10 protein-coding genes are annotated in these 16,270 nt (G+C 71.5%); 6 read left to right on the top strand and 4 right to left on the bottom strand.

The window, feature by feature from the left end; genetic code table 11:
- Window positions 1-522: 522 nt before the first annotated feature.
- The 4 genes from uvrB to AC3EQ1_RS09670 all read left to right on the top strand — a co-directional run bounded on the left by uvrB (window position 523) and on the right by AC3EQ1_RS09670 (window position 7,930).
- Window positions 523-2,676: an excinuclease ABC subunit UvrB gene (uvrB, locus tag AC3EQ1_RS09685; protein ID WP_432093893.1), complete on the top strand. Its 2,154-nt coding sequence runs from the start codon at window positions 523-525 to the stop codon at window positions 2,674-2,676.
- Window positions 2,677-3,138: 462 nt separating this feature from the next.
- Window positions 3,139-3,717: a TerD family protein gene (locus AC3EQ1_RS09680; RefSeq protein ID WP_432093892.1), complete on the top strand. Its 579-nt coding sequence runs from the start codon at window positions 3,139-3,141 to the stop codon at window positions 3,715-3,717.
- 888 nt (window positions 3,718-4,605) lie between these two features.
- Window positions 4,606-6,726: a TerD family protein gene (locus AC3EQ1_RS09675; protein ID WP_432093891.1), complete on the top strand. Its 2,121-nt coding sequence runs from the start codon at window positions 4,606-4,608 to the stop codon at window positions 6,724-6,726.
- Window positions 6,727-6,946: 220 nt separating this feature from the next.
- Window positions 6,947-7,930 carry a TerC family protein gene (locus AC3EQ1_RS09670; protein WP_432093890.1) on the top strand — a complete coding sequence of 328 codons (984 nt, stop codon included), beginning with the start codon at window positions 6,947-6,949 and terminating at the stop codon, window positions 7,928-7,930.
- Window positions 7,931-8,125: 195 nt separating this feature from the next.
- Here the strand turns inward: AC3EQ1_RS09670 and AC3EQ1_RS09665 are convergent, their stop codons facing one another.
- On the bottom strand, window positions 8,126-9,412 hold the full coding sequence (locus AC3EQ1_RS09665; RefSeq protein ID WP_432093955.1) for an MFS transporter: 1,287 nt from the start codon (window positions 9,410-9,412) through the stop codon (window positions 8,126-8,128).
- Between the two features lie 605 nt (window positions 9,413-10,017).
- Between AC3EQ1_RS09665 and AC3EQ1_RS09660 the strand changes: the two genes are divergently transcribed.
- Window positions 10,018-10,230 (top strand): hypothetical protein, encoded by a 213-nt coding sequence (locus AC3EQ1_RS09660; protein WP_432093889.1) that lies wholly within the window; start codon window positions 10,018-10,020, stop codon window positions 10,228-10,230.
- 246 nt (window positions 10,231-10,476) lie between these two features.
- Here AC3EQ1_RS09660 and AC3EQ1_RS09655 read toward each other — a convergent pair whose 3' ends face one another.
- The 3 genes from AC3EQ1_RS09655 to AC3EQ1_RS09645 all read right to left on the bottom strand — a co-directional run bounded on the left by AC3EQ1_RS09655 (window position 10,477) and on the right by AC3EQ1_RS09645 (window position 12,472).
- Window positions 10,477-10,731, bottom strand: coding sequence for a hypothetical protein (locus AC3EQ1_RS09655; protein WP_432093888.1), 255 nt, complete (start codon window positions 10,729-10,731; stop codon window positions 10,477-10,479).
- A gap of 363 nt (window positions 10,732-11,094) precedes the next feature.
- Window positions 11,095-11,751 (bottom strand): MBL fold metallo-hydrolase, encoded by a 657-nt coding sequence (locus tag AC3EQ1_RS09650; RefSeq protein WP_432093887.1) that lies wholly within the window; start codon window positions 11,749-11,751, stop codon window positions 11,095-11,097.
- A gap of 4 nt (window positions 11,752-11,755) precedes the next feature.
- Complete coding sequence (locus tag AC3EQ1_RS09645; protein ID WP_432093886.1) at window positions 11,756-12,472, bottom strand: maleylpyruvate isomerase family mycothiol-dependent enzyme; 717 nt, start codon at window positions 12,470-12,472, stop codon at window positions 11,756-11,758.
- A gap of 179 nt (window positions 12,473-12,651) precedes the next feature.
- Between AC3EQ1_RS09645 and uvrA the strand changes: the two genes are divergently transcribed.
- Window positions 12,652-15,825, top strand: coding sequence for an excinuclease ABC subunit UvrA (uvrA, locus tag AC3EQ1_RS09640; protein ID WP_432093885.1), 3,174 nt, complete (start codon window positions 12,652-12,654; stop codon window positions 15,823-15,825).
- The last annotated feature ends 445 nt before the right edge of the window (window positions 15,826-16,270 follow it).

Genomic DNA, 16,270 nt, shown 5'->3' with positions numbered 1-16,270 from the left:
ACGCCCCCCGGAGAACTTCACGGTGCCATGCCGCGACGGCCCTGTGTTCGACGCTGTGCGAGTTCACCCGCTCGAGCGAACGGGCGGGGGTGACCGCGGTATCGGGAACGCGTGCCTCGTGCCCGGCCCGCTCCGGCCGCACCTGGCGCCGGCCGTACCGCAACGGCTCGTGATGCCCCGGCACGTGCCCGCGTCCGCGCCCCGGTCCGCCTCTGCCGGCCGCTGCCTCGGCATGCGTCGTGCGCCCACGGGCAGCACCGGACCGCCGGGTGCCCCCGCCCCGGGCCGGCACGTTTCCGCTCGGTCGGTGCTGCCCCGGAGAGGCTGCCGGAGGAGACGTCCGTGCCCTCGGCCCGGCCTGGGGCGAGGGCACCCGCAGCCGGGGCCGTGCGCGCTGCTCCGCCGCTGCCCGGCGGCCCACACAGCGCTTCGTCCCTGGTCAGCGCGGTTCGCATGACGCACGGGCCGGGGACGGAGTACTCGCTGGGCCCGGTTGTCAGTGGCTGGTCGTACCGTGGATGCATGCGGCCCGTTTCCAAGATCGAACGCACCGTGGCGCCCTTCGAGGTCGTCAGCCCCTACCAGCCCAGTGGCGACCAGCCCACGGCCATCGCCGACCTGGAGCGCCGCATCACGGCGGGCGAGAAGGACGTCGTCCTGCTCGGCGCCACCGGCACCGGCAAGTCGGCCACCACGGCCTGGATGATCGAGAAGCTCCAGCGGCCGACCCTCGTCATGGCGCCCAACAAGACCCTCGCGGCCCAGCTCGCCAACGAATTCCGCGAGCTCCTGCCCAACAACGCCGTCGAGTACTTCGTCTCGTACTACGACTACTACCAGCCCGAGGCGTACGTCCCGCAGTCGGACACCTACATCGAGAAGGACTCCTCGATCAACGAGGAGGTCGAGCGGCTGCGCCACTCGGCGACGAACTCGCTGCTCACCCGTCGCGACGTGGTCGTGGTGGCGTCGGTCTCCTGCATCTACGGCCTGGGCACCCCGCAGGAGTACGTGGACCGGATGGTTCCGCTCAAGGTCGGCGAGGAGATCGACCGGGACCGGATGCTGCGCCGCTTCGTCGACATCCAGTACACGCGGAACGACCTCTCCTTCACCCGGGGCACGTTCCGGGTGCGGGGCGACACCGTCGAGATCTTCCCGGTCTACGAGGAACTGGCCGTCCGCATCGAGATGTTCGGCGACGAGATCGAGGCCCTCTCCACCCTGCACCCGGTCACGGGCGAGGTCATCAGCGAGGACCGGGAACTCTACGTCTTCCCCGCGAGCCACTACGTGGCCGGCCCGGAACGGATGGAGAAGGCCATCACCGGGATCGAGGCGGAGCTCGAGGAACAGCTCGCCCGGATGGAGAAGCAGGGCAAGCTGCTGGAGGCCCAGCGGCTGCGCATGCGCACCACCTACGACATCGAGATGATGCGGCAGATCGGCAGCTGCTCCGGTATCGAGAACTACTCGCTGCACATCGACGGCCGTGAGGCCGGCTCGGCCCCCAACACCCTGCTGGACTACTTCCCCGACGACTTCGTGCTGGTCATCGACGAGTCGCACGTCACGGTTCCGCAGATCGGCGCGATGTACGAGGGCGACGCCTCGCGCAAGCGGACCCTGGTGGAGCACGGCTTCCGGCTGCCGTCGGCCATGGACAACCGGCCGTTGAAGTGGGAGGAGTTCCTGGGACGGATCGGGCAGACGGTCTACCTCTCGGCGACCCCCGGGCAGTACGAACTCTCCCGCTCCGACGGCCATGTGGAGCAGATCATCCGGCCGACCGGTCTGGTCGACCCGGAGGTGATCGTCAAGCCGACCGAGGGCCAGATCGACGACCTGGTGCACGAGATCCGGACCCGTGCGGAGAAGGACGAGCGCGTCCTGGTCACCACCCTCACCAAGAAGATGGCGGAGGACCTGACCGAATACTTCCTTGAGCTCGGCATTCAGGTCCGCTACCTGCACAGCGATGTCGACACGCTCCGCCGCGTGGAACTGCTGCGGGAACTCCGTGCCGGTGAGTACGACGTGCTGGTCGGCATCAACCTGCTGCGCGAGGGACTCGACCTGCCGGAGGTGTCCCTGGTCGCCATCCTCGACGCGGACAAGGAAGGCTTCCTCCGCTCCGGCACCTCGCTCATCCAGACCATCGGGCGCGCGGCGCGGAACGTCTCGGGCCAGGTCCATATGTACGCGGACAAGATGACGCCGGCGATGGAGAAGGCCATCGACGAGACCAACCGGCGCCGTGAGAAGCAGATCGCGTACAACAAGGAGAAAGGCATCGATCCGCAGCCCCTGCGGAAGAAGATCAACGACATTGTGGCGGCGATCGCCCGCGAAGAGGTGGACACCGAGGAGCTGCTGGGCTCCGGATACCGCAGCGCCAAGGAAGGGAAGGCCCCCGTTCCGGACCTGGGCGGCAAGGGGGGCAAGGCCGAGCCCGCCAAGGCGGGGAAGGGCGGAAAGGGCGCGAAGAGCGCGAAGAGCGGCGCCGTTCCGACCGACCGTCCTGCCGCCGAGCTCGCCCAGCAGATCGAGGACATGACGGAGCGCATGCGTGCGGCTGCCGCGGAGCTGCAGTTCGAGGTCGCGGCGCGCCTGCGCGACGAGGTGAAGGAGTTGAAGAAGGAGCTCCGGCAGATGCGGGAGGCCGGACTCTCCTGACGGTTGGCCGGTTGGCCGGTTGGCCGGTTGGCCGGTTGGCCGGTTGGCCGGGAGGCCGGGAGGCCGCGGGCCAGGTCCAGGGCGTTGCTCTCTGCCGTTGTCATGACCCGGGATGCTGCTTCCGGTGACCACTGCTCCGGACCACTGCTCCGGGGCCGCCGTTCAGCGCCGGGGCGCGGCGCGGCAGCCGGCGTCGGCGTATGCCCGGGCGGCCCACCGGCCGGGCCGGGGACCAGCTCCTCCGCACCTCCGCACAACCGCAGCCGAGCACTCCGGCGTCCCAGGGCCCGCGCCCCCACCCGTGTCCCCGGAGACCGGGCGTGGGCCGGCCGCCGCGTGTTGCAGGAACGCCACAAAACAGGGCGGGCCATGACCCGCGTCGGTCGCACTGCGTAGGGTTTCCGTCAGCTGCCCGAACAGGTGGTTGATGGTGATGGGGAACGGTTCGAGAGGGGACACCGCGTGAGCGTCAACTTGTCCAAGGGACAGGGCATCAGCCTGCAGAAGTCCGACGGGGGCGCCCTGACCGCGGTGCGCATGGGGCTGGGCTGGCAGGCCGCCCCTCGCCGCGGGCTCTTCGGGACCCGCACCAAGGAGATCGATCTCGATGCGTCGGCCGTGCTCTTCGCCGAGAAGCAGCCGGTGGACGTCGTGTTCTTCCGGCACCTCGTCAGTGACGACGGCTCGGTCCGGCACACCGGCGACAACCTGGTCGGCGGTGCCGGCCAGGGCGGGGACGACGAGGCGATCCTGGTCGACCTGCAGCGGGTCCCGGTCCACATCGACCAGATCGTCTTCACCGTGAACTCCTTCACCGGCCAGACGTTCGCCGAGGTGCAGAACGCCTTCTGTCGCATCGTCGACGAGACCAACGGCCAGGAGCTGGCGCGCTACACGCTGACCGGCGGAGGCAAGTACACCGCGCAGATCATGGCGAAGGTGCACCGTGCCGGCGGCGGCTGGCAGATGACCGCCCTCGGCTCCGCCGCCGACGGCCGCACCTTCCAGGACCTCATGCCGGCGATGCTGCCGCACCTCTAGGCCCTGTCGTCAAACTCCCGTCGTCCGCCCGGAGGGCGGGCTCCGCGGCGTCAGGTGCGTGCTCTCGGCGTGCCGGGCCCTGGGCCTCGTACTGGACGTACTCGGGTCAGGGCCCGGTGCGGCGAGAGTGCGTGCATGACGTCGCGGAGCAGGCGGGAGTTTGACGACAGGGCCTAGGGCCGTTTGCCGGAGGCAGGCCCGTCTGCGCAGCAGTGGGGCGGGAGTTCGGAATTCGGGACTCGGGCAGACTCGGGCACGGGCCCGTTGTGCGGTAGTTGCCCCCGGGGCGAGCCTCTGCGGGGCCCACAGCTGACGCACACCGGCGACCGACGCATTCCTGGGGTCGGGCCTGCACCCCGTCGTTGCCCGGCTGCGGGCTGCGGGCTGCGGGCTGCGGGCTGCGGGCTGCGGGCTGCGGACCTGGGCCCACGGGTCTGCGGAGCCGTTCCGGCAGGACGGGACCAGGCAGAGCGGAACGGGCGGCTCCCGGCGGTGCTACGGCTCCGGGAGCCGCACGGCGTTCCGGCCCTGGAGACGGGACGCCGTGAGCATGGAGGCCCTGAGGCCCCGACGCCGTGAGGTCGTGAGGGGCCGTGAGCACGTGGCACCGGGAGGAGCGTGTGGCGGATCCCGAACGCGCCGCGGCCGACCGCAGGCAGCCTTCGTCCACCGGGGCTCGGGCGGCGGCGCGTACGGCGGATGCCAACGGCCCCGGGCGCGGTCCGCCCCGTCACCGGGTCGGGCGGACGACGGAGCCCGCGGCCGGCACCACGAGAGCGGGGCCGGCGACGGCGGTGAGGCCCGACAGTCCGCCACACCCGCAGGCTCGCGCGACCACGAAGCACACCACGCACCACAGGATGCAGGACACAGGACAGGGGACGCACGATGACGGCCGAGCTGGTGCGCGGGCAGAACCACCCGCTGCCCGGGAACCGTGTGGAGATCCGGGTCTCGGCGGGCAGCCCGGTCGTGGCCGGAGCCACCCTGGGCGACGAACAGGGCACGGTGCGGGGTGCCGCTTGGGTCGCTCACCCGGCCGCCCCGGCCCTGCCCGGTCTGGAGGTCTCCCGGCAGGCCGCGGCCGTTCACCGGCTCGCCGTGGACCTCGACGTGCTGCCCGGCGAGGTCCACCGGGTCCACGTACTCCTCGCCCTGCCGGGCGGTGGTGGCGGGCCGGCGTGCTTCGGGGCCGTCGCGGCGCCGTTCGTGGCCGTCACCGGTCTCGACGGCAGCGAGATCGCCGGCTACACGGTCACGGACCTGGACAGCGAATCCGCAGTCGTCGCCCTGGAGCTGTACCGCCGGCAGGGCGCCTGGAAGGTGCGCGCCGTCGGGCAGGGGTACGCGGGCGGTCTCGCCGCGCTGTTCCGGGACCAGGGGCTGCCCGAGGCCGTGGAACTCGCCGCCACGATCCGGGACGCGGTGGCCCAGGGCACGGCCCGCTCCGTTCCGGCACCGTCCCGCACCGCCGAGGGCGACCGGGTCCGTACCGCCTCGTCCGGCGGCGGGACCGGCGCCGTGCCCGGCACCGCAGCCGACCGAACACCCAACGGCTCGGCCGACGGCCGGGGCGGCGGTGTGACCAGGGGAGGGGACAGCTCCATATCGCTGGGCACCGATTCCGCTCCGCTCGCCTCCCCGTCCGTGCCCGATCCGGCACCCGTACCCGCCGCCTCTCCGTCAGCCCCCGATCCGGCACCCGCACCTGCCGCCTCCCCGCCGGACCCCTCCATTCCGCTGTCCGGTGCCCCGGGGCCGGACCCGTCGGCCGGTGGCGGAGGCGCGGTCGACTACCGGCATCCCCGCCGTGCCGCGGCGCCGTCCGCCGCTGCTCCGCGCCCGGCCGACGGGCCCGGAGGGCCCGCCTCGCCGTCCTCGCCCGTCGCGGGCGACGCCACCGGCTGGACCCTGGACGAGCGGCTCTACAACCAGGTGTGGGGCATGTTCGAGGACCTGGCCCGCACCGTCGCCGCCTACCGCAGCGCCGTCGACTTCGCCGACTCCCGCCGGGAGCAGGAGCTCGACCGGCTGCTCGCCGATCCCCGCCTGCGGCTCGCCGCCACCGGCGACTCCCACCACGCGGAAGCCCACGCCAAGCACACCCGGCTCGTCGAGCAGGCCCAGGCCGCCCTCGACCGCGACCTCGCCCAGCTCGTCGCCGAGACCGAGGTCGTGGAACCGGCGCTGCCACCCGCGTTCGCCCGCTGGGACAACCCCGTCTGGCAGGCCTACCGGGTACCGATGGAGATCCCCATGGCGCTGCGCCTCGGCGATCTGCACCTGCCCGAGCGCCCGGACCTCCGTATCCCCATGCTGGTCCGGCTGCCGCTGGAGCGCGGGCTGTGGGTGGACCGCGGGCGCGCGAGCACCCCCGACAGCGCGTTCCTGGACCCCGGTGAGCTGCGCCGTCTGGCCATGGACACCGCGGTCGCGCACGCCGCCCGCCTGCTCGCCGTGTATCCGGCGGGCGAGTTCACCGTCCAGGTGATCGACCCGGCGGGCGCGGCAGCCTCCTCGCTCGCCCCGCTCGTGCGCTCCGGAGTCTTCCGTGAGCCGCCCGCGGCCGGTGCGGCGGGGGTGGCCGCGGTCCTGGCCGGGCTGACCCAGCGGGTGGACCTGGTGCAGATGGCCCTGCGCGGGGGAGCCTCCGATGCGCTGCCCCCGGACGTGGACACCTCCCAGCACCTGCTGATCGTCAACGACTTCCCGCACGGCTTCGACGACCGTGACGTCACCCGGCTCCGCTATCTGGCGGACGAGGGCCCGGCCGTCGGCGTGCACCTGATGATGGTCGCCGACCGGGAGGACGCCCAGGAGTACGGACCGCTGCTCGACCCCCTCTGGCGCTCCCTGATGCGGATCACTCCGATCCCCGACGACCACCTCGCCGACCCGTGGGTCGGCCACGCCTGGACCTACGAGCCGCCGCTCGCCCCGCCCGGCAGCGCGGTGCTGGAGCAGGTGCTCGCGCAGGTGGCCGCGGCCCGACGCCGATACGGCCGGTGACCAGCGACTTTGAGCTGACTTTGCCGAGCGCTTTACCTTTCCTTGGCATTTCCTGTACTGTTCTTTACGCGGAGGGGAGTACTCCCTGCTGCGGCGTTCCCGTCAGTACGGATCGGTGAGATCCCGGGGCGCCGGCCCGAGAGCGGCACGCGTTTCCCGGGTGGAAGAGACCTCCGGCAGCGACGACGCTGGCAGTTGCCGTACCCATGCCGGAGGAACAGTGGATGTAACCCCCGCCGTCTGGGCGTTGACCATCGTCGGTCTGTGCGCCCTCATCGCGGCCGACTTCTTCATCGGTGGACGCAAGGTGCACGAGGTCTCCATGAAGGAGGCCGGTATCTGGACGATCGTCTGGGTCGTGCTCGCCGGGCTCTTCGGGCTCGGCCTCTATCTCTTCGGTGGCGGGCAGCCCGCGGGCGAATTCTTCGCGGGCTACATCACCGAGAAGTCGCTGAGCGTCGACAACCTCTTCGTCTTCGTGCTGATCATGGCGAAGTTCGCCGTACCACCGGTGCTCCAGCAGCGCGTCCTCATGATCGGCGTGCTGATAGCCCTGGTGCTGCGAGCGATCTTCATCGCCGCCGGCGCCGCGATCATCGCCAACTTCTCCTGGGTGTTCTACATCTTCGGCGCGTTCCTCATCTGGACCGCCTGGAAGCTGATCCAGGACGCCCGTTCCGAGGACGACGACGAGGAGTACAACGAGAACCGCTTCCTCAAGGCGGTCGAGAAGCGCTTCCCGTCCACCGGCGAGTACCACGGCCCCAAGCTGTTCGTCCGGGAGCAGGGCCGGCGCCTGATGACCCCGATGCTCGTCGTCGTTCTGGCGATCGGCACCACGGACATCCTCTTCGCGCTGGACTCCATCCCGGCGATCTTCGGCCTCACCCAGGATCCGTACATCGTCTTCACCGCCAACGCCTTCGCGCTGATGGGACTGCGCCAGCTGTACTTCCTCATCGGCGGACTGCTGAAGAAGCTCGTCCACCTCTCGTACGGGCTGTCGGTCATCCTCGGCTTCATCGGCGTGAAGCTGCTGCTCCACGCGCTCCACGAGTCCGGGGTCCATGTGCCCGAGATCAGCATCCCCGTCTCGCTCGGCGTGATCTGCGCGGTGCTCGTCGTCACCACGATCACCAGTCTGTACGCGTCGAAGAAGGAAGCGGAGGCGAAGGCCGCCGAGAAGGACGACGTCACCACCTGACCCACCCCGGCAGGGGCGCCCTCGCGGGGGCGCCCCCGCCCGCACGTCCGGCCTGTTCCGGGCGGACCTCCGGAACCCGGCCGGGATCTCCGGAACCGGGTCAGGACGCGGCCACGCCCACGGCCACCCCTGGACGGCCGCCTTCGACGACCGGCCGATGGCGGCCGGGCCGTGCGCTCGCCGGGCCGGCCGGGATCAGGCGGGCGCGCTCGCCGCGGAGGCCACCTCCACCGCCTCCATGGGCCGGGTCTCGGGCAGCAGCGCGAAGCACACCAGGCTGACCACCGCGATCCCGGTCAGATACGCGGCCACGCCCCAGGGCGGCCCGTCCCCGGCGGCCACCGCGGTCGCCACGACCGGAGTCAGCGCCCCGCCGAGCACCCCGCCCAGGTTGTAGCCCACGGCCGCCCCGGTGCAGCGCACCCGAGGCTCGTACAGCTCCGGCAGGTAGGCCGCGACCACGGCGAACATCATGATGAAGGCCAGCAGGGCGACGAGGAATCCCAGGAACATCGGCAGGGGCTGCCCGGTCCGCAGCAGCGCGATCAACGGGAACATCCACACCGCCGCGGCCGCGCACCCCACCAGGCACAGCGACCGTCGGCCGTAGCGGTCGGCGAGCATTCCGACCAGCGGTGTGCAGGCACCCTTGATCACCACCGCGGCCATGATGCAGCCCAGCATCACCGTGCGGCTCACGCCGAGTTCCTCGGTGCCGTACGCGAGGGACCACGTCGTCACCGCGTAGAAGACGGCGTAGCCGACGGCCAGCGCCCCGGCGGTCAGCAGGACCAGCCGCCAGTGCCCCCGGACGACCTCGGCCAGCGGCACCCGGGCCCGGCTGCCCTGTTCGGCCAGCTCCCGGAACTGCGGGCTCTCGGTGAGCGAGGCCCGCAGCAGCAGCCCCGCCAGCGCCAGTACCCCGGCCGCCCAGAACGGCACCCGCCAGCCCCAGGCGCGGAACTCCGCCTCCGTCAGCGAGGCCGACAGCGCGAGCATCACGCCGTTCGCCAGCACGAAGCCCACCGGCGGACCCATCTGCGGGAAGCTCGCCCACAGGGCCCGGCGCCGCTCGGGGGCGTGTTCGGCGGTCAGCAGCACGGCCCCGCCCCACTCCCCGCCCAGTCCGAGCCCCTGCAGGAAGCGCAGCGCCAACAGCAGCAGCGGAGCGCCGGCGCCCAGCGAGGCGTAGGTGGGCAGACAGCCCACGGCGACGGTCGCGGTCCCCGTCAGCAACAGCGAGGCGACCAGCACCGGACGGCGGCCGTGCCGGTCGCCGATGTGTCCGAAGAGCACGGCGCCCAGGGGCCGGGAGAGGAAGCCGACCGCGAAGGTGCCGAAGGCCGCGAGGGTCCCCGCGAGCGGGGAGAACGTCGGGAAGAAGAGCGGCCCCAGGACCAGGGCCGCCGCCGTGCCGTACAAGAAGAAGTCGTAGAACTCGATGGCGGTGCCGGCCAGCGATGCCGCGGCCAGGCGCGTCATCGAGGGGCGGGCGGTGGCGACGTGATCGTTCACGCCGCGCTCAACGAAGGGGAGCGGCCCCGGGTCACCGGTCCCGCGGAGGCGCCCGGTGGCATCCGCGGCGCCGGCGGGTGCGCGGGCACGGACGGTGCCGACGAGCGGTGCGTGAGGATTCCGGCAGGTACCGGTCGTGCGCCGTCGCTCCCCGGCGCGGTACGAGCGGGGCCCACCGCCCAGCAGCCTCCGCTCCGTGTCCCGCACACCATCCGCCCGCTGTCCCGCGCAGTCCCCGTCGGCTGTCCTGCACAGCCTGCCGTCGGCAGCCGGCAGCCGGCAGCCCGCGGCCTTTGCCGACCCGGCTCCGAGGGATGGCAGGGCGCCGGGCTCGGGGCGGATGCCCACCGGTGCCGACGCGTGGCGGCGACCTGCCGAGGCCGTGCGCGGTACCGGCCGCGGCTCCGGTTCGCGTGCTCAGGGCAATCACGGATGAACGAACCCGGCTCCGGCTCCGTACAGATCACTGACGCCATCGGCGACCTCGGCACCACCGCTGCCTTTCCACCGGCGGGCGAGGCCCGTATCGCTGACGACCCGTACAGGTCAGGTCCCGAACCTTGGAGGAGTGCATGAGTCAAGGCAAGCTCAGTGCAGCGGAGCGACTGGCCGCCAGGATGCGTGGGGTCGAGCCGCACGGAGTCGAGCCCCAGGGACTGGTGAGCGAATGGCCCGGCAGCGCGGAGCGGAGCGGTCCGCGCGCGGTGGCCGGCATCGTGCCCATGGCTCTGTGGGACAGCAGGCGGTACCGGGGCAACGGCGACGGGCCGCCCAGCGCCGCCTGAGGACCGTCCGTCAGCCGTACGGGAGGTGAGGTCCGCCCGACTCGGCACGGGGCGTGCCCCCGAAGACCGGGCGGACCATCGGCACGGCCGCCGAGGGGACCCGCTCGGTGCACCCACCGGCGGTCACCGCACAGTGGACACCCTGCAACTCCCCGAGCGTGACCCCACAAACCCTCCGAACGGGGTTCCGCAATCCTTCCGGGCGGACGCCCCTCTCCGGGAGGCGGGGATCGATGTCCCGCCGGATCAGCTCTGGACGCGGTAGGTGAGGGTGTCGAGTTTCTGGCCGAGATCGGAGAGCACCGTGCCGATCACGCCGCTCTCCGTGTCCACCCGGTGGGTGAGGGTGCGCAACTGGGCGTTGACGTCACCGATTCCGGCGACGAGCGCCAGCGTCGCATAGGCCTGCGCCGCGCCGGCGGTCCCGGGATCCCCGGATTCGGCGGCCCGCTCGGCGAGTTCACGCGCCCTGGTGATGAGGTCCTGCACGTCGTTGTCCATAAGACTCCTGAGCTGGCTCACGGCACAGGCTGGGGGACCCGGCTCCGGATGGCGGTTCCTCGCCCCTGCGGGTACCCGGCCGACGGCGGGGCGAACCCCTCCGGGCGCCGCCCGCCGACAGCGGGCGTCCTCCCGCACGGGAGTTGCCGACACCCACCGCGCCCCGCACGCGTCGCACCGCGCCCTCCGACGTGCGGCCGGCCGCACGTCCTCCGATTCGCCGCCCTCCGAGCCGCTCGTCCCTTCGGGCCGACTGCCCTCCTGACGCGGTCTCGTGTGCATGCTGCTCGGACCGGTCCCTCGCTCCGAGCAGCACACCGGAGCGCGCACCGGCGCGGACGTCGGTGCGCGCTCCGGCACGGGCTACCAGCCGCGGGCCTTCCACTCCGGCAGCTGCGGCCGCTCCGCTCCCAGGGTCGTGTCGTTGCCGTGGCCGGGGTAGACCCAGGTCTCGTCCGGCAGCCGGTCGAAGAGCTTCGTCTCCACGTCGTGGATCAGCGAGGCGAACGCCTCGGGATCCTTGTTGGTGTTGCCGACGCCGCCGGGGAAGAGACAGTCGCCGGTGAACACGTGCGCATGGCCGTGCGGGTCGTCGTAGACCAGGGCGATGCTGCCCGGGGTGTGGCCCACCAGATGGCGCGCGGTCAGCTCCACCCGGCCGACCCGGATGGTGTCGCCGTCGTCCACCAGGACGTCGGTGGGAACGGGGATGCCGACCGCGTCGTGCCGCCCGGCGTAGGTGCGGGCACCGGTCTCCGTCACCACCTGCGCGAGCGCCTGCCAGTGGTCCGCGTGCCGGTGCGTGGTGACCACCGAGGCGATCCCGCCGTCGCCGATCAGGTTGAGCAGGGTGCGCGGCTCGTTCGCCGCGTCGATCAGCAGCTGGACGTCGGTCGCGCGGCAGCGCAGAAGATAGGCGTTGTTCTCCATGGGGCCGACGGCGACCTTCGAGATCATCAGGTCCGTCAGTTCGTGCACGTCCGCGGGTCCGCCGACCGTCACCACTCCGCTGTACGTCATGGCGTCAGCCTAGCGGCGGCACGACGGGCAGCGGGGCGCCCCCGGCGTCGAGATCCGCGCCCTCGGCCCGGCCGGTGAGCCAGCCGAGCAGCGCCGCCGCGGACCCGGAGACCGCCACCGGGTCGCCGTCCGTCCGCCCGGTGCGCCGGCTGCGGCCGTCGTCGGTGGTCAGCAGCAGCGGCGGGACGTCGGGCCGGCCCGCGAACCGCTCACCCACGACATAGTCCAGGTCGCGCTCGACGAAGGCGGCCGGAAGATCGCCGACCGTGCAGCCGATGCCCAGGTCCACGTGGTGGAGTTCGATCTCGATCAGCCGCCGGAAGGGCACCCGCGAGGCACGGTCGGTGACGCCGTTGCGCAAGGTGACGGTGGTCTCCCACGCCTCGGGATGAAGAGCGGCCGTGGCGTTGTTGAAACGGTCGGCGGCAGCGGTGAGGTCCTCGATCTGGACGGCGAGCGGACGGCCGGCGCCCCGCTCGATGTCCCGGTCGCGGATCTCACTGCCGGCATACATGGGAATGTGGGTGCCGGTACGCGCGGCCTCGAGGACGTTCACGAGGGCATCGGCGTTGCGCGCGAGATGGGTGAGCACATGCCCGCGTGACCAGCCCGGAAGCCGGGAGGGCTCGCGGACGGCCGTGTCGTCCAGCTTCCCCAGGGCGGTGAGCAGCCGTGCGGTGGCCTCCCGGACCGCCGCCGTGTCCTGCACGTGATCAGTCATGACTCGACGCTATCGCCGCCACACGTTCGGGTGAAGGTGGCGACACGACCCCGTAAATCGAATGTGCGTGCTATAGGCTCGGTCCGGCATCAAGTACGACACCGCAGTGGCGCCGCCCATACCCTGGACCGGGGGTGCCGGCGTACCCCCGCCTCTTCTCACGAAAGGTGCCGACCGGCGTGGCCGACCGTCTCATCGTCCGTGGCGCTCGCGAGCACAACCTCAAGAACGTCTCGCTCGACCTCCCTCGCGACTCCCTCATCGTCTTCACCGGGCTGTCGGGGTCGGGCAAGTCCTCCCTCGCGTTCGACACGATCTTCGCGGAGGGGCAGCGCCGCTACGTCGAGTCGCTCTCCTCCTACGCCCGCCAGTTCCTGGGCCAGATGGACAAGCCCGATGTGGACTTCATCGAGGGTCTCTCACCGGCGGTCTCCATCGATCAGAAGTCGACCTCGCGCAACCCGCGCTCGACGGTCGGCACGATCACGGAGGTCTACGACTACCTCCGGCTGCTCTTCGCCCGGATCGGCAAGCCGCACTGTCCCGAGTGCGCCCGGCCGATCTCCCGGCAGTCGCCGCAGGCGATCGTCGACAAGGTGCTGAGCCTGGAGGAGGGCAGCCGCTTCCAGGTGCTCTCCCCGCTGGTGCGCGAGCGCAAGGGCGAGTTCGTCGATCTCTTCTCCGACCTCCAGACCAAGGGCTACAGCCGCGCGCGGGTGGACGGCACGACGATCCAGCTGTCCGACCCGCCCAAGCTGAAGAAGCAGGAGAAGCACACCATCGAGGTGGTCGTCGACCGCCTCACGGTGAAGGAGGGCGCGAAGCGCCGGCTCACGGACTCCGTGGAGACCGCGCTGGGGCTCTCCGGCGGCATGGTCATCCTCGACTTCGTCGACCTCGACGCCGACGATCCGCAGCGCGAGCGGATGTACTCCGAGCACCTCTACTGCCCGTACGACGACCTGTCCTTCGAGGAGCTGGAGCCGCGCTCCTTCTCGTTCAACTCGCCGTTCGGTGCCTGCCCCGACTGCACCGGCATCGGTACCCGCATGGAGGTGGACCCGGAGCTGATCGTCCCGGACGAGGACAAGTCGCTCGACGAGGGCGCCATCAACCCGTGGTCGCACGGCCACACCAAGGACTACTTCGGCCGGCTGGTCGGGGCCCTCGCCGAGGAGCTGGGCTTCCGTACGGACATCCCGTGGGCGGGGCTGCCGCAGCGGGCGAAGAAGGCCCTGCTGAACGGGCACCGGACGCAGATCGAGGTGCGCTACCGCAACCGCTACGGGCGCGAGCGCGCGTACACCACCTCGTTCGAGGGCGCGGTGCCGTTCGTCAAGCGGCGGCATTCGGAGGCCGAGAGCGACAGCAGCCGGGAGCGTTTCGAGGGCTACATGCGCGAGGTGCCCTGCCCGACGTGCGAGGGCACCCGGCTGAAGCCGATCGTCCTCGCGGTCACGGTGCAGGGCCGGTCGATCGCCGAGGTGTCCGCGATGTCGATCAGCGACTGTGCGGACTTCCTGCGGGAGATGAAGCTCAGCGCCCGGGAGAAGAAGATCGCGGAGCGGGTGCTCAAGGAGGTCAACGAGCGGCTGCGCTTCCTGGTCGACGTCGGCCTGGACTACCTGTCCCTGAACCGGGCCGCCGGGACGCTCTCGGGCGGCGAGGCACAGCGCATCCGGCTCGCCACCCAGATCGGCTCCGGCCTGGTCGGCGTGCTCTACGTGCTGGACGAGCCCTCCATCGGCCTGCACCAGCGCGACAACCACCGGCTGATCGAGACCCTGGTCCGGCTCCGGGACCTGGGCAACACGCTGATCGTCGTGGAGCACGACGAGGACACCATCAAGACCTCGGACTGGGTGGTGGACATCGGCCCGGGCGCGGGCGAGCACGGCGGCAAGGTCGTGCACAGCGGCCCGTTGAAGGAGCTGCTGACCAACAGCGAGTCGATGACCGGCCAGTACCTCGCCGGGAAGAAGGAGATCCCGACGCCGGACATCCGGCGGCCGGTGGACACCGAGCGCCGGCTGACGGTCCGCGGCGCACGGGAGAACAACCTCCAGGACATCGATGTGTCCTTCCCGCTCGGGGTGTTCACGGCGGTGACCGGTGTCTCCGGCTCCGGCAAGTCCACGCTGGTCAACGACATCCTCTACACGCACCTGGCGCGGGAGCTCAATGCCGCCCGGACCGTCCCCGGGCGCCACACCCGGGTCGACGGCGACGACCTGGTCGACAAGGTGGTGCATGTCGACCAGTCGCCCATCGGCCGGACCCCGCGGTCCAACCCCGCCACGTACACCGGGGTCTTCGACCATGTGCGCAAGCTCTTCGCCGAGACGATGGAGGCGAAGGTGCGCGGCTATCTGCCGGGCCGGTTCTCCTTCAACGTCAAGGGCGGCCGGTGCGAGAACTGCTCCGGTGACGGCACCATCAAGATCGAGATGAACTTCCTGCCGGACGTGTATGTGCCGTGCGAGGTCTGCCACGGTGCGCGCTACAACCGGGAGACCCTGGAGGTGCACTACAAGGGCAAGTCCATCGCCGAGGTGCTGGACATGCCCATCGAGGAGGCGCTGGACTTCTTCGACGCCGTGCCGACGATCTCGCGCCATCTGCGCACGCTCAACGAGGTCGGCCTGGGATACGTCCGCCTCGGGCAGTCGGCCCCGACGCTCTCCGGCGGTGAGGCGCAGCGCGTCAAGCTGGCGAGCGAGCTGCAGAAGCGCTCGACCGGCCGGACCGTCTACGTCCTGGACGAGCCCACCACGGGGCTGCACTTCGAGGACATCAGCAAGCTGATCAATGTGCTGTCCGGACTGGTCGACAAGGGAAACACGGTGATCGTCATCGAGCACAACCTCGATGTGATCAAGACGGCCGACTGGGTCGTCGACATGGGTCCGGAGGGCGGCAGCGGCGGCGGTCTGGTGGTCGCCGAGGGCACGCCCGAGGAGGTGGCGGCCGTCCCGGCGAGCCACACCGGCAAGTTCCTTCGGGATCTCCTGGGCGAGCGGGTCAGCGACGCCACCCCGCGCGTGGGAGCACAGCGGACGGCGAAGAAGGCCCCGGCCGCCCGGAAGTCCGCCAGGACGGTCGCGGCCCGGTCCGCGCCCGCCAAGCGGACGGTGGACGCGAAGACGTCGACCGGCAAGCGGGCGGCGGCCAAGTCCACCACGGTGAACTCGACGCCGAAGGCCGATGCGGCCGGGAGGACGGCGGCGAAGAAGACCACCACCAAGAAGGCCGCTGCCAAGAAGACCGTGGCCGGGCAGACCACGGCCGCGAAGAAGAGCACCACCGCGAAGAAGTCCGCGGAGGGGAAGCAGACGAGGACCCGGCGCGCCTGAGCCCGGGCGGGCCGGCGCCAGGGCGTGCCTGGACCCGGGCCTATGTCCGGGCGTGCCTGGGCCAGGGCGTGCCTGGACCAAGGCGTGCCCATGCCCGGCGGGCGCCCATGCCCGGTGCGTCTGGGCCCGGCGCGCTTGTACCGACGGTCCGGGCAGAGCAAGACCCGCGCGGGGCCCGCGTGCACGGCGGAGCGGAACGCCCGCGCCGCCGTGCACGCGGACCGTGACCGCGTCCGGTCCACGCGGGCCGTGACTGCCGTCGGCCGACGCCGAGAGGCACGGCACGGAAATGCCTGGACCTCTGCGAGCGGCCGCCGTTAAGGTGAGCGCACGCCCGTGATCACAGATGAGGAGGCGAGAGCGATGTCCACCACAGCAACCCTGCGCTCCCGCCCCGTCCACCGGGCGTCCCAGGTCTGATTCGGGAGCGCGTCACTCTCCCCGA

Source organism: Streptomyces sp. bgisy100 (genome assembly GCF_057709105.1).
Note: the sequence above shows the minus strand (reverse complement) of the source record. Positions and strands in the feature narration are given on the sequence as shown.

Bases quoted from the DNA above. Each gene is read 5' to 3' on its own strand.
- AC3EQ1_RS09660 (WP_432093889.1), top strand. From the start codon at position 10,018: ATGAGTCAAGGCAAGCTCAGTGCAGCGGAGCGACTGGCCGCCAGGATG.
- AC3EQ1_RS09645 (WP_432093886.1), bottom strand. From the start codon at position 12,472: ATGACTGATCACGTGCAGGACACGGCGGCGGTCCGGGAGGCCACCGCA.
- AC3EQ1_RS09675 (WP_432093891.1), top strand. From the start codon at position 4,606: ATGACGGCCGAGCTGGTGCGCGGGCAGAACCACCCGCTGCCCGGGAAC.
- AC3EQ1_RS09665 (WP_432093955.1), bottom strand. From the start codon at position 9,412: ATGACGCGCCTGGCCGCGGCATCGCTGGCCGGCACCGCCATCGAGTTC.
- AC3EQ1_RS09650 (WP_432093887.1), bottom strand. From the start codon at position 11,751: ATGACGTACAGCGGAGTGGTGACGGTCGGCGGACCCGCGGACGTGCAC.
- uvrB (WP_432093893.1), top strand. From the start codon at position 523: ATGCGGCCCGTTTCCAAGATCGAACGCACCGTGGCGCCCTTCGAGGTC.
- AC3EQ1_RS09655 (WP_432093888.1), bottom strand. From the start codon at position 10,731: ATGGACAACGACGTGCAGGACCTCATCACCAGGGCGCGTGAACTCGCC.